This is a genomic window from Streptomyces sp. NBC_00316, from assembly GCF_036158715.1.
In the GTDB taxonomy this organism is placed as follows: domain Bacteria; phylum Actinomycetota; class Actinomycetes; order Streptomycetales; family Streptomycetaceae; genus Streptomyces.
This window is the reverse complement of sequence record NZ_CP108023.1, coordinates 7,524,135-7,537,219: the sequence shown is the minus strand read 5'-3', so window position 1 is coordinate 7,537,219 and position 13,085 is coordinate 7,524,135. Positions and strand designations below refer to the sequence as shown.

General features: G+C 71.0%; 14 protein-coding genes. 9 read left to right on the top strand and 5 right to left on the bottom strand.

Translation table 11 applies throughout. From position 1 onward, the window contains the following. Window positions 1–16: 16 nt before the first annotated feature. Window positions 17–1,159, bottom strand: a complete 1,143-nt coding sequence (locus OG878_RS33605; RefSeq protein WP_328890252.1) for an 8-amino-7-oxononanoate synthase — start codon at window positions 1,157–1,159, stop codon at window positions 17–19. 144 nt (window positions 1,160–1,303) lie between these two features. On the opposite strand from OG878_RS33605, the gene bioB reads away from it, so the two are divergent. The 4 genes from bioB (at window position 1,304) to OG878_RS33585 (ending at window position 5,305) form a co-directional block, all read left to right on the top strand. After that, window positions 1,304–2,488 (top strand): biotin synthase BioB, encoded by a 1,185-nt coding sequence (bioB, locus tag OG878_RS33600; protein ID WP_328890251.1) that lies wholly within the window; start codon window positions 1,304–1,306, stop codon window positions 2,486–2,488. Then, window positions 2,481–3,785, top strand: a complete 1,305-nt coding sequence (locus tag OG878_RS33595; RefSeq protein ID WP_328890250.1) for an adenosylmethionine--8-amino-7-oxononanoate transaminase — start codon at window positions 2,481–2,483, stop codon at window positions 3,783–3,785. Before bioB ends, OG878_RS33595 begins: the two co-directional genes overlap by 8 nt. A 3-nt stretch (window positions 3,786–3,788) precedes the next feature. Beyond that, on the top strand, window positions 3,789–4,484 hold the full coding sequence (bioD, locus tag OG878_RS33590) for a dethiobiotin synthase (protein WP_328890249.1): 696 nt from the start codon (window positions 3,789–3,791) through the stop codon (window positions 4,482–4,484). Between the two features lie 143 nt (window positions 4,485–4,627). Continuing rightward, entirely contained in the window at window positions 4,628–5,305 is a 678-nt protein-coding gene (locus OG878_RS33585) for a class I SAM-dependent methyltransferase (protein WP_277324935.1), read from the top strand. Between the two features lie 68 nt (window positions 5,306–5,373). Here OG878_RS33585 and OG878_RS33580 read toward each other — a convergent pair whose 3' ends face one another. Then, window positions 5,374–5,745: a fic family toxin-antitoxin system, toxin component gene (locus OG878_RS33580; protein WP_328890248.1), complete on the bottom strand. Its 372-nt coding sequence runs from the start codon at window positions 5,743–5,745 to the stop codon at window positions 5,374–5,376. Then, the gene (locus tag OG878_RS33575) at window positions 5,742–5,969 is read right to left on the bottom strand and encodes an antitoxin (RefSeq protein ID WP_328890247.1); all 228 of its coding nucleotides are present in this window, start codon (window positions 5,967–5,969) and stop codon (window positions 5,742–5,744) included. Before OG878_RS33575 ends, OG878_RS33580 begins: the two co-directional genes overlap by 4 nt. Before the next feature lie 120 nt (window positions 5,970–6,089). Here OG878_RS33575 and OG878_RS33570 point away from each other — a divergent pair, with 120 nt between their 5' ends. Next, a complete protein-coding gene (locus OG878_RS33570; RefSeq protein ID WP_328890246.1) occupies window positions 6,090–6,974 on the top strand; it encodes an LLM class F420-dependent oxidoreductase in 885 nt (294 codons plus the stop codon). Window positions 6,975–6,991: 17 nt separating this feature from the next. On the opposite strand, the gene OG878_RS33565 is transcribed toward OG878_RS33570, so the two are convergent. Then, window positions 6,992–7,147, bottom strand: coding sequence for a hypothetical protein (locus OG878_RS33565; RefSeq protein WP_328890245.1), 156 nt, complete (start codon window positions 7,145–7,147; stop codon window positions 6,992–6,994). 411 nt (window positions 7,148–7,558) lie between these two features. On the opposite strand from OG878_RS33565, the gene OG878_RS33560 reads away from it, so the two are divergent. The 4 genes from OG878_RS33560 (at window position 7,559) to OG878_RS33545 (ending at window position 11,611) form a co-directional block, all read left to right on the top strand. Then, a complete protein-coding gene (locus tag OG878_RS33560; RefSeq protein WP_328890244.1) occupies window positions 7,559–8,002 on the top strand; it encodes a GNAT family N-acetyltransferase in 444 nt (147 codons plus the stop codon). Window positions 8,003–8,238: 236 nt separating this feature from the next. Further along, window positions 8,239–9,576, top strand: a complete 1,338-nt coding sequence (locus OG878_RS33555; RefSeq protein ID WP_328890243.1) for a hemolysin family protein — start codon at window positions 8,239–8,241, stop codon at window positions 9,574–9,576. Continuing rightward, window positions 9,573–10,592, top strand: a complete 1,020-nt coding sequence (locus OG878_RS33550; protein WP_328890242.1) for a hemolysin family protein — start codon at window positions 9,573–9,575, stop codon at window positions 10,590–10,592. The genes OG878_RS33555 and OG878_RS33550 overlap by 4 nt, the downstream gene beginning before the upstream one ends. A 176-nt stretch (window positions 10,593–10,768) precedes the next feature. Beyond that, window positions 10,769–11,611: an SGNH/GDSL hydrolase family protein gene (locus OG878_RS33545; protein ID WP_328890241.1), complete on the top strand. Its 843-nt coding sequence runs from the start codon at window positions 10,769–10,771 to the stop codon at window positions 11,609–11,611. A gap of 220 nt (window positions 11,612–11,831) precedes the next feature. Here the strand turns inward: OG878_RS33545 and OG878_RS33540 are convergent, their stop codons facing one another. Further along, the gene (locus OG878_RS33540) at window positions 11,832–12,980 is read right to left on the bottom strand and encodes a glycosyltransferase (RefSeq protein WP_328890240.1); all 1,149 of its coding nucleotides are present in this window, start codon (window positions 12,978–12,980) and stop codon (window positions 11,832–11,834) included. Window positions 12,981–13,085: the final 105 nt, after the last annotated feature.

Below are 13,085 nucleotides of genomic sequence, written 5' to 3'. Positions count from 1 at the left end.
CCGGCCGGGGCTGCGGTCAGGCCGACGGGGCCGTCCGCAGCACGGTCTCGACCGCGGTGTCGATCTGCGCACCGGTCAGATCGGCCCGGGCGGTGAGCCGCAGCCGCGAGATCCCGTCCGGAACCGACGGGGGCCGGAAGCAGCCCACCGCCATCCCGGCCGCCCGGCAGTCGGCGGACCAGCGCACCGCCGCGTCCGGCGAAGGCGCCCGGACCGAGACGACGGCGGCGTCGGGGCGCACGGCGGTCAGCCCCGCCGCGGTCAGCCGTTCGTACAGGGCGGTGGCGACCGTACGGGCCCGGCCCGCCCGCTCCGGCTCGCGGCGCAGCAGTCGCAGGCTCGCGAGGGCGGCGCCCGCCGCGGCCGGTGCGAGCCCGGTGTCGAAGATGAACGTACGGGCGGTGTTGACCAGATGGTCGATCACCCGGGCCGGCCCGAGGACCGCTCCGCCCTGACTGCCCAGGGACTTGGAGAGAGTGACGGTGGCGACGATCCCTTCGCCGCCCGCGAGACCGGTGGCGGCGAGGGCGCCGCGTCCGCCTTCCTCTAGCACGCCCAGACCGTGCGCGTCGTCGACGAGCAGCGCGGCCCCCTGCGCACGGCAGACGTCGGCCAGCTCGGGCAGCGGTGCGGCGTCACCGTCGACGGAGAAGACGGAGTCGGTGACGGCCAGGGCGCGGCCGCCGTGCGCGTGCAGCGCCTTCCCGACGGCCTCGGGGTCGGCATGCGGTACGACGGCGGTCTCGGCCCGGGAGAGCCGGCAGCCGTCGACGATGGAGGCGTGGTTGCCCGCGTCGGAGACGATCAGGGAACCCCGGCCGGTGAGGGCGGTGAGTGCGGCGAGATTGGCCGCGTAGCCGGAGGAGAGGACCAGTGCGGCCTCGAAACCGCAGAATGCGGCCAGTTCGCGTTCGAGTTCGGCGTGCAGTGCCGTGGAGCCGGTGACCAGCCGGGAGCCGGTGGCGCCCGCTCCCCACCGGTGCGCGGCTTCGGCGGCTGCGGCGGTCACCTCGGGGTGCCGGGTGAGGCCCAGGTAGTCATTGCTCGCAAGGTCCAGCAGTTCCGGTTCGGCGGGCCGGGCGCGGAGCGTGCGGACGAGTCCGGCATCCGCACGGCGGCGGGCCTCGTCGTCGATCCATTCGAACGGGGCGAAGGGCATGTCGGCGGTCCCTTTTGTAGGCAGCTCACAGACCCTAACCGGGGGCGCAGCCGGGCATGGTGTGGCAATACACACACCCTCTGCCGGTCCTGTTGTCCGGTTCCTCCTTGGCTGCGGGTGGTGGAGTAGGCCAGGATCATCGCCATGGACCTCCTGAACACGCTGGTGGACAAGGGACTGCGGCGCGAGCTGCCGACCCGCGAAGAAGCCCTCGCCCTGCTGGCGACCTCCGACGACGATCTGCTCGAAGTGGTGGCCGCGGCCGGAAAGGTGCGCCGCCAGTGGTTCGGCCGGCGCGTGAAGCTGAACTATCTGGTCAATCTCAAGTCCGGGCTCTGCCCCGAGGACTGCTCGTACTGCTCGCAGCGCCTCGGCTCCAAGGCGGAGATCCTCAAGTACACCTGGCTGAAACCGGATGAGGCGTCGAAGGCCGCCGCTGCCGGGGTGGCGGGCGGCGCGAAGCGCGTCTGTCTGGTGGCGAGCGGCCGCGGCCCGACCGACCGGGACGTCGACCGGGTGTCGCAGACCATCGAGGCGATCAAGGAACAGAACGAGGGCGTCGAGGTGTGTGCCTGCCTCGGTCTGCTCTCCGACGGACAGGCGGACCGGCTGCGGTCGGCTGGCGCCGACGCGTACAACCACAACCTCAACACGTCCGAGGGGACGTACGGGGACATCACCACCACCCACACCTACGCGGACCGGGTGCAGACCGTGCAGCAGGCGCAGGCGGCGGGGCTCTCCGCGTGCTCCGGGCTGATCGCCGGCATGGGCGAGAGCGACACGGATCTGGTCGATGTCGTCTTCTCGTTGCGCACACTGGACCCGGACTCGGTTCCGGTGAACTTCCTGATCCCGTTCGAGGGGACCCCGCTCGCCAAGGAGTGGAACCTCACCCCGCAGCGCTGCCTGCGCATTCTGGCGATGGTCCGGTTCGTCTGCCCGGATGTCGAGGTCCGGCTCGCGGGCGGCCGCGAGGTGCATCTGCGCTCGATGCAGCCGCTCGCGCTGCACCTGGTCAACTCGATCTTCCTGGGCGACTACCTGACCAGCGAGGGCCAGGCGGGACAGGCGGATCTCGACATGATCGCGGACGCCGGTTTCGAGGTGGAGGGCGCGGGCACGACGACGCTGCCCCGGCACCGTACGGAGGCGGGGGCCGAGCCGGGGACCGGCGGCGGTTGCGGTGGGCACTCCGGGGGCTGTACGCCCTGCGGTGAGGGGGCCGACGAGCCCTCGTCCGTCGAGGCCGAGGCTCCGGCCGCGCGCACGGATCTGGTGGCGGTCCGCCGTCGTGGCGCGGGGACGGATGTCGCGCCCAATGCCTGAGCCCCTCTCCCTCCCGGAGTTGCGGACGCTGGACCGGGCCCATGTCTGGCATCCGTACGGCCCGATGCCGGGCCGTCAGGAGCCGCTGGTCGTGGAGTCCGCGTCCGGGGTACGTCTCCGGCTCGCCGAACCGGCCCATGGGCAGCACGAGTTGGTCGACGGCATGGCGTCGTGGTGGTCGGCGGTGCACGGATACAACCACCCGGTACTCAACGAGGCGGCGCGCGGTCAGCTGGACCGGATGAGCCATGTGATGTTCGGCGGGCTCACCCATGAGCCCGCCGTGCGGCTGGCAGCCCGGCTCGTCGAGATCACGCCGGAACCGTTGCGTCATGTCTTCCTCGCCGACTCCGGCTCGGTGTCGGTCGAGGTCGCGGTGAAGATGTGCCTCCAGTACTGGCACTCGACCGGACGGCCGGCGAAGAAGCGGCTGCTGACCTGGCGCGGTGGCTACCACGGGGACACCTGGCAGCCGATGTCGGTGTGCGACCCCGAGGGCGGCATGCACGGGCTGTGGTCGGGCGCGCTGCCCCGGCAGGTCTTCGCCGACGAGCCGCCGGGCGGTTTCGACGCGGAGCCGGACGCGGCGTACGTACGGCATCTGCGGGACCTGATCGCGCGCCACGCCGATGAGCTGGCCGCGGTGATCGTGGAGCCGGTGGTGCAGGGTGCGGGCGGGATGCGCTTCCACTCCCCCGGATATCTGCGGGCGCTTCGCGAGGCGTGCGATGAGCATGACGTGCTGCTGGTCTTCGACGAGATCGCCAGTGGTTTCGGACGTACGGGAAAGCTGTTCGCCGCCGAGCACGCCGGTGTCTCCCCCGACGTCATGTGTGTCGGCAAGGCGCTGACCGGCGGATATCTGACGATGGCCGCGACGCTGTGCACCCCGCAGGTGGCGGACGGCATCTCGCGCGGCGAGGTGCCGGTGCTGGCCCACGGGCCGACGTTCATGGGCAATCCGCTGGCCGCCTCGGTGGCCCTTGCCTCGATCGACCTGCTGCTCGGCCAGGACTGGCAGCGGGAGGTCAAACGCCTGGAGGCGGGGCTGCGGGACGGTCTTGCCGGTGCGCGTGCCCTCGCCGGCGTACGGGACGTACGCGTCCTGGGCGCGATCGGCGTCGTACAGCTCGATCACGACGTGGACATGGCTGCGGCCACCGAGGCTGCGGTCCGCGAGGGCGTGTGGCTGCGTCCGTTCCGGGACCTCATCTACACGATGCCGCCGTATGTGACCGAGGACGACGATCTGACGCGTATCTGCCGTGCGGTGTGCGCGGCGGCGCGGGAGGGCTGAGACATGCCGGTACTGGTGGTGAGCGGCACGGGTACGGAGATCGGAAAGACGGTCGTCACGGCGGCGCTGGCCGCTGCGGCGGTCGCCTCCGGGCGTTCGGTGGCCGTGCTCAAGCCGGCTCAGACGGGTGTCGCGCCGGGAGAGCCGGGCGATGTGTTCGAGGTGCGCCGGCTGGCGGGTGAGACGGTCACCGGCCTCGAACTGGCGCGTTTCCCGGAGCCGTTGGCGCCGGACACGGCGGCCCGGCGGGCGGGCATGGCGCCCGTGCGCCCGGAACGGATCGCGGAGGCGGCCGAAAAGCTCGCGGCCGAGCACGACCTGGTGCTCGTCGAAGGGGCCGGCGGGCTGCTCGTACGGTACGACGAGAAGGGCGCCACGCTCGCGGACGCGGCCCGGTTGCTGGCCGCTCCGGTCCTGGTCGTCGCGTCGGCCGGGCTCGGCACACTCAACACGACCGCGCTGACCTCGGAGGCACTGCGGGCGCGGGGGCTCAGCTGCCCGGGTGTGGTGGTGGGCAGCATGCCCGCCGAGCCGGACCTGGCCGCGCGCTGCAATCTCGGCGATCTGCCGGTGGCGGCGGGCGCACCACTGCTGGGTGTGGTGCCGGCCGGGGCGGGGGCACTGGCGCCCGTCGACTTCCGTGCCCGGGCGGCGAGTTGGCTGACAGCGGAACTCGGCGGAAACCGGGTGGCCGATTGAGCGGCTGAGCGGCTCGGGACGGGGGAGAATCAAGTTAGCCGTACTTTGCCGGCCGGGTTCTCGCATCGGGCGGCTCCGGTCGGTCGGGCCCTCCCACCGACCGAACCGTGCGGTGCGGCCGGGTCCTGTCGAGGAGGTTCGTCATGCATCTGCGGAGCACGAAGATCCCGAAGGACGCGGTGTACCACCCGGTCTTCGCCCGGTTCTACGCCCGCATGAGCGTGGCGGCGGAGACCAGGGCCGGGATGGCGGCCATCCGCGCGGAACTGCTCGCCGGTCTGTCCGGACGCATCATCGACGTCGGCGTGGGCAACGGCCTGAACTTCGCCCACTACCCGCTCGCCGTCTCCGAGGTGGTGGCGATCGAACCCGAGCGGTGCCTGCGTCAGCTCGCGGTCCGGTCCGCGCTGCGCGCCGGCATCCCGGTGGATGTCGTGCCGGGGTGCGCCGAGGCGCTTCCGGTGAAGAGCGAGGCGTTCGACGGGGCCGTCGCCTCACTGGTGCTGTGCACCGTGCGGAATGTGGAACGGTCGCTCGCGGAGATCGTGCGGGTGCTGCGTCCCGGCGGGGAGCTGCGCTTCTTCGAACACGTGCGGGCCGACGACCGGGCCATGGCGGCCACGCAGCGGGCGCTGGACCGCACGGTGTGGCCGTTGGTCTGCGGCGGGTGCCATACGTCGCGCGACACCCTCGCCGCGATCGAGAGGGCCGGGTTCGTGGTGGAGGAGTACCGCAGGGTCAGGATGCCGGAGTGGGGCATCCGGCTCCCCACCTCCTCGTGCATCCTGGGCGTGGCCCGCCGGACGACGGTGGTGGACTGACGCGTCGGTCCGGCTGATCCCGCCGCCCCGCCCTGCGCCGCGCAACGCAGCCTGTCCGGACGCAGGACTCACAGACCCCACTGGCGGAGCTCGTCGGCGATGGCGCGGACGTCGGCCTTGCCCTCCTTGACCAGCCGGGCCAGGTCGCGCACCTGCTCGGGCGACGTGATGACCTTCAGCCCCGAGGCGACGAGATAGCCGTACGCCACGGCGGAGGCGAACATCGCGTTGGAGTGTTCCAGCGCCGGGACATGGAGCAGCAACTGCAGAAGTGCGGCGGCCCTGGAGTACGGGTCGCTGTAGACGGGGCTGCCGAAGATCTCCGCCTCGTGGCGGGCGACCGCGGCAACGAGCGCGCCCCAGTCGACGACCTGTGGATCACCGGGCGTCTTGTGCTCGGCGACCATGAGCAGCCAGGAAAGGTCGATCCGGAGGTTCAACGGGTGCCTTTGCCCTCCGGGCCGAACTCCTCGGCGAACACCGACTCGTACTGCTTCATGAAGTCGGCAGCAGCCTCGACAAACGTATGTCCGACCTCGCCGGCGTCCTGTCTGACCAGCTCCTCTATGTAGCGATTCACGCTCATCCCCCGTTGAAGCGCGCGCTGCCGCGCCGCTTCGGCGGTGGCCTCGTCCACTCGTACGTTCAGCTGGGTCTTGGGCACGATTACACGCTAGCGCGGGACTGCTAGCACCGGCAAGAGGAGCGTTTCGGCACACGGGGCCACCCGCCCTTGGCAGAGTGTGTGTCCCATCCATCGATCAACCCGGCGCGAGGAGAGGCCATGGCAAGGCCGTTTCGATTCGGAGTGAACCTGCTGACGCCCGCCGGCAGCGGGGCGGAGTGGCGTACGCGCTGCCGGCGTGCGGAGCAGCTCGGCTACGACGTCATTCAGGTCCCCGACCATCTGGGCACGTCGGCCCCGTTTCCCGCACTGGTCGCCGCCGCCGAGGCCACGGAGCGGCCGCGCGTCGGCACGTTCGTGCTCAACGCCGGCTTCTGGAACCCGACGCTGCTGGCCCGCGAGGCGGCGGGGACGGATGCGCTGACCGACGGGCGCCTGGAACTGGGCATCGGGACCGGATACGTGGGCGACGAGCACGACCGGGCGGGGATCGAGTTCCTCTCCGCCGTCGGCCGGGTGGACCATCTGCGGCACACGGTCGAGGAGTTGGACCGCCTGCTGTGCGACGAGACCGGGCTCCCGCGGTCCGCGCAGAAGCCGCGGCCGCCGCTGCTGATCGGCGGGAACGGGGACCGGGTCCTGCAGTTGGCGGCGCGGTTCGCGGAGATCGTCGCGTTCACCGGAGCCGTCACCGACCGGGCCGGCAAGCTCGCCCCCCTCACCGCCGGCCGGCTCGACGAGCGCGTCGCCGCCTACCGGCGCTTCGCCGCAGGGCGGGAGAGCCCTGCCGAGCTGAATCTGCTGATCCAGTGCGTCCGGATCACACGCGACCGCCGTGCAGCCGTGCGCGAGGTGCTGCCGAGGACACCTGGGCTCAACGAGGACCAGGCCCTGGCCCTGCCGCTGTACGTCGTGGGCACGGTCGGCCAGATGGCCGAACAGCTCAGGGATCAGCGGGAGCGCTACGGCTTCTCCTACCTGACAGTTCTGGAGCGGGACATGGAGGCGTTCGCCCCGGTCCTCGAGGAACTCGCCGGGAGCTGACCGCGTGGCGATCTCCACTACGGCACGCGGACGACCGCGACGTGGACGCCGCTCTCCTCCGGGGCCGGAGGGATGGTGCCGCGGAACCACTCGGGCGCGGTGACCGGCCCGGGTCCCACGATGTCCAGGAACTGCGCCCACTCTCCGGCCGGCCGGGCCGTCGCGCGGTTCATGAACGCATGGCACCCGGTCTTCGCCTCGATGGGCAGTTACTCAGCCACCGGGTGGTTGCCGTTGCCGCCGAACAGCGCGTCGCAGACCCGGGTGGAGTGGGGCCTGCCGGTGTCGATAGCGGGATGGGACACCCCTGCCGTCAAACCGAACTCGGTTGCCCAGATGGGGTGAAGCGCTGCGTCTCAGAAGTCTGTCACAGCAACTCAGCCGCCCCGTAAAGGTGTTGGGCCAGGGGAAATTCCCGGCCACGATGACCGCGCCCGCCTCCTCCCTCACCGACGGCACCTCGGGCGCCCTGAAGCGGTCCACGGGGCAGCGAGGCCCGGCGAATTCCCGGAACGCCGGCCGAGCCACCTGCCCGGTACGGAAACCGTTGGCCGAACAGTTCGGTGCTCTGCTTGGCTCGCCCCATGAGTGATCTCCACATCCGCTGCGCCACCCTCCCGGACATCGACGCCGTGCTGCAGTTCTGGCACACGGCCGCGGAAGGAACGAGCATCAGCGACGACTACGACGGCGTGGCCCGACTCCTCACGAGAGACCCCGGGGCCCTGCTCCTCGCAGAGCGCGACGGCCTCCTCACGGGGACGGTGATAGCCGGCTTCGACGGCTGGCGATGCTCCGCCTACCGACTGGCCGTGCACCCGGACTGCCGCCGGCAGGGCATCGCGACCGCCCTGATGGATGCAGCGGAGCAACGATTCACCGCACTGGGCGGACGACGGGTCGACGCCATGGTGCTGGAAGCCAACGAACGGGCGCACCACACATGGACCGCGGCTGGATACCGGCGCGAGGACCGCTGGCGGCGCTGGGTCAAGCCGCTCCGGGCACAGGGTCACGGTCCGTCCTGATCCGCAGCCGGCATGCGGACGCGGCATCGCTCGCCGCCGCGGACACCGGCCGCGGCGGCCCGGCGAGCACCCCCGAGCACACGACTTTGCTGATCCTTTACTATGGGTGCACCGTTGACCGACCCTTCCGAAAGGTGTGAGCGTCCGCCCATGGGCGAGCCTCCCAGTACGAGCCGAGATCGCCGACATCGAGCGATCCTCCTGTCCCTGCCCGATCATGGGACGGAGGTGAACCGATGACCGAAGTGCTCCTGCTGCTCGTCGCGGTACTGCTCTCGCTCGCCTGCGGTGCCTTCGTCGCGGCAGAGTTCTCCCTGACCACCGTCGACCGCGGCCAGCTCGAGCGGGCCGTGGAGCGCGGCGAGCGCGGCGCGGCGAGCGCGATGAAGGCGGTGCGCAGCCTCACCTTCCAGCTCTCCGGCGCACAGCTCGGCATCACCGTCACCAACCTGGTGGTCGGCATGCTCTCGGAACCGTCGATCGCGAAACTGATCCGCGGTCCGGTGGAGGCGCTCGGCCTGTCCCGGAGCGTGGCCTCCTCGTTGGCGCTCGTACTCGGAACTGCGCTGTCCACGCTGTTCCTGATGGTGGTCGGCGAGCTCGTCCCGAAGAACTGGGCGATCTCGTCCCCGCTCGCCATGGCGAAGGCCGTGGCCACCCCGCAGCGGGCCTTCACCGCGGTCTTCCGGCCCTTCATCGCCCATCTCAACAACACGGCCAACCGGATCGTGCGGCGCCTCGGTCTCGAACCGACCGAGGAGCTGGCCTCCGCCCGGAGCCCGCAGGAGCTGGTGGCGCTGGCCCGTCACTCGGCGAAGGCGGGCGCACTGGAGGCGGACACCGCGGAGCTGTTCGTCCGCACCCTCAATCTCGCAGAACTCACCGCGGAGAACGTGATGACCCCGCGGGTGCAGGTCACCGCACTGGAGGTGCAGGCGACCGCCGAGGACGTCGCGAACGCCACCAGAGCGACCGGACTGTCCCGCTTCCCCGTGTACCGCGGCAGCCTCGACACCGTCGTCGGCGTCGCACACATCAAGGACGTGCTGGCGATCCCGGCCGGCGCAAGGCACCGCACGCGCGTGTCGGACATGCTGCGCGAGCCGCTGCTCGTACCGGAGACCCTCACCGTGGACCGGCTGCTCGACCGGCTGTCCGGCAAACTCGCGATGGCTGTCGTCATCGACGAGTACGGCGGCACGGCCGGCGTCGTCACCCTGGAGGACATCGTCGAGGAGGTCGTCGGCGAGGTGCGCGACGAGCACGACCCGCACGAGACACCGGACCTCGCACCGGCCGGCGAGGACGCCGACGGGCGCACCCTCTGGTCGGCCGACGGCGCCGCCCGCACCGACCAGTTGCGGACGATCGGGCTCCAGGTGCCGGACGGACCGTACGAGACGCTCGCCGGGCTGATCGCCACGGAGGTGGGGCGCATCCCGGCCGTGGGCGACTCCATCGAACTGGCCGGCTGGCGGCTCGATGTGGTGGACGCCTCGGGGCGCCGCGCCGCGCGGGCTCTGCTGCACGCGCCACTGCCCGGTTCCGACGACGGGACGGAGGCCGGACGATGACTGCTGTCCAGCTCTTCATCGGCCTGCTGACCCTGGTCGTCAACGCTTTCTTCGTCGGCGCGGAGTTCGCGCTGATCTCCGTACGCCGCAGCCAGATCGAGCCACACGCCGAGGCGGGGAACCGGCGGGCGCGGAGCGTCATCTGGGGTCTGGAGCATGTGTCGGCGCTGCTGGCGGCGGCGCAGCTGGGCATCACGCTGTGCACGCTGGTCCTGGGTATCGTCGCCGAACCGGCCATCGCCCATCTGCTGGAGCCCGTCTTCGACGTGGTGGGTGTGCCGCACGGACTGATCCATCCGATCTCGTTCGTGATCGCGCTGGCCGTGGCAACGTATCTGCACATGCTGCTCGGCGAGATGGTGCCGAAGAACATCGCGCTGGCCGAGCCGGTACGGAGCGCGCTGCTGCTCGGTCCTCCGCTGGTCACCCTTGCCAGGGCGCTGCGCCCGGTGATCTTCACGGTCAACGCCTTCGCCAACACCTTGCTGAAACTCCTGCGGGTGGAGACGAAGGACGAGGTGGCCGCGACGTTCTCCGACGACGAGCTGGCCCGGCTGGTGAAGGACGCCGGCGAGGCCGGGCTCGTCGACGACCGGGCGGCCGAGCGGCTGCGGCACGCCCTGGAGCTGGGCCGTCGCCCGGTGCGCGACGTGGTGCTGCCGGTGGACCGGGTGGTGTACACCCGGGTCGGGACGACGCCCGAGGAGCTGGAACGGCTCTCGTACGAGTCGGGCTTCTCGCGCTTCCCGGTGATGGACAGCGCGCAGCGGATCCTGGGCTATCTCCATGTGAAGGACGCCCTGGACGCGACGCCGCGCGATGTGCCGTTCCCGGTCACGGCGATGCGGCCGATCGCCCGGGTGCGGGCCGCGACACCGCTCGACGACGCGCTGACGGCGCTGCGGCGGAGCCGCACGCATCTGGCGGCGGTGGTCGACGAGGACGGCAAGCTGGCCGGAATGGTCACGATGGAGGACGTGCTGCGCGAGCTGGTGGGGCAGTCGCAGGGCCGCTGAGCGCCCCGTGCGGGCAGGGCGGGCGGCCGAGGGTCCGGGCACGGGGCGGACGCCGCGAGGCTTCGGGCTGCGGCCGTCCCGTTCCCCCTCCGGTCTCCGTCCCTGTCCGCAGCCTCCGCGTCCTCGCCACCCGTTCCGGCAGGGCGCCGGCTCTGGCGCGATACGATCGCTTCGCCATGGAAATGAATGCCTCCTACAGCAGTCTCGTCGCGGTCGGCGACTCGTTCACCGAGGGCATGTCAGACCTTCTGCCCGACGGCTCGTACCGGGGCTGGGCCGATGTCCTCGCGGGCCGGCTGGCCACCCGCTCCCCCGGGTTCCGGTACGCGAATCTCGCCGTACGTGGAAAGCTGATCCGGCAGATAGTCGACGAACAGGTCGATGCAGCCGCCGCCATGCAGGCGGATGTCGTCACGCTCGTCGGCGGTCTCAACGACACGTTGCGGCCGAAGTGCGACATGGGCATGGTGCGCGGGCAGCTGGAAGAGGCCGTCGAGCGTCTCGCACCGTCGTGCAAGAAGCTGGTTCTGATGCGCAGCCCCGGGCGCAACGGCCCGGTGATGGAGCGCTTCCGCCCCCGTATGGAAGAGCTGTTCAGCCTGGTCGACACGTTGGCGGACCGCCACGGCGCGCTGGTCGTCGATCTGTACGGGGCTCCGACGCTCGGTGACCCCCGGCTCTGGGACGTCGACCGGCTGCACCTGACCGCCGACGGCCACCGCAGGGTCGCCGAGGCGGTCTGGCAGCGGCTGGGTCTTCCGGCGGAGCACGACTGGCAGACGCCGCTCCCGGCGTCCGTACCGCCACGGTGGGCGACGCGGCGCGTCGACGATCTGCGTTTCGCGCGGGAGCATCTCGTGCCGTGGATCGGTCGGCGCCTGACCGGCAGGTCGTCGGGGGACGGACGGGCAGGTGCCCAGTTCAGCGCCGAGCAGGGCAAGGCCTTCTGGGTCACCCCCGAGGACCACCGGGCTCCCGGTCCGGTGGCGACGTGGCGCCGGGTGGACGGCGCCGGCTAGCGCTGTGACCGGAAGGGTTTGCCGGGAAGCTCGCGGCGTCCGGTGCGGTGCATCGCAAGGCGGAGCATCGCCCGCGTACTGGATGTACTGGATGTACTCGGGCGATGCGACAACGCGGCGAGGTGCCGTGCCGGACGCCGCGAGCCGGTGAACCTTTCCGGTCACAGCACCAGCAGTCGTCGCGGTGGCGGGCCGAGGCCGCCCACCCGGGCTCGCTGTGTCAGGCATGGCAGCTGGTGCAGCCGGTGTCCCTGAGGTGCGGGCCCCGCCGCCAGTCCGGGGGTGACGCCCACGACACGTGGCGGGGCGACTGACGCTGTTCGGCGAACTCGCGATTGGTGAGCGTCTGCCTGCGACACGCATCGGGGAGGTCCGGCATCGACAGGAGCCGGTCGCAGGCCCTGAGCGATCCGTCGATGTCACCGACCCAGTAGGCATTGATCGAGTACTCGAAGAGCAGTCCCCAGCGGTACACCCACGGCTGGATGAACAGCAGGTCGTCCGGCGGTTCCCGGTCCAGCCCCGCGCACACGAACGCGTGCGCGGCCCGGTGACGGCCGAGGCCGCGCAGCCGTGAGGAGAGTTCGTAGCAGGCTTCGAGCCGTTGCGGCCGCGACTCCCAGGCACGCGAGAGCGCGTCCATGGCGGCCGGCCAGTCGTTGGAGTCGGCCTTGAGGATCCCGGCCTGCAGCAGCGAGTAGTACACCTCCTCCCCCCAGCCGCCCATCTGGGCGCGGCGCTCGTACAGGGCGATTGCCTTCGCGGTGTCGCCCAGGTCACGCATGGTCTGTGCCAGATAGAAGACCGTGCGGGTGTTGGCGGGGTCGCGTTCGAGCTCCGCACCGAGCAGGCGGGCGTCGCGCTCGAACTTGTCGTGCCGTGATCCACCGTCGGCGTGGTCCTCGATCACGAGCGCGTCGAGAATCTGCTCGTCGTCGCGTTGGTCCGCGGTGAGGTACTCATGGGTGACGCCCTGGTACCGCCAGGCGATGTCGCCGCGTACCAGACGCTTGTTGCGGCATTCGGTCGCTCCTTCGTGCCGCAGCAGGTACGAGTCGGCGGTCAGCGGAGGCAGCGGGCCCTCCCTGCGGATCACCAGATCGGCGTCGAGGAGAAGCAGGTAGTCGGCCTTGGCGTGGGCGTGCCGGATGTTCCGGGTCCGATTGTGACCGAAGTCCACCCAGGGTTCCTCATGGAGCTCGCCCGGAATGCCGTCGAGTGCGCTGCGGATCAGCCGCTGGGTTCCGTCGCTCGAACCGGTGTCGGAGATCACCCAGGTGTCGATCAGTCCACGAACGGAGGCGAGGCAGCGCTCGATGACGTGGGCCTCGTTCTTGACGATCATGCACAGGCAGATGGACGGCTTCATGGCAACACCAATCCCGGACGGACGAGTCCGGGCGACCCTAGTGACGGGTCCGCGCGGAGCGGCGGCGGCACGCCGGTGCCATGCCCCGGATTAGCTGTCGCGTAT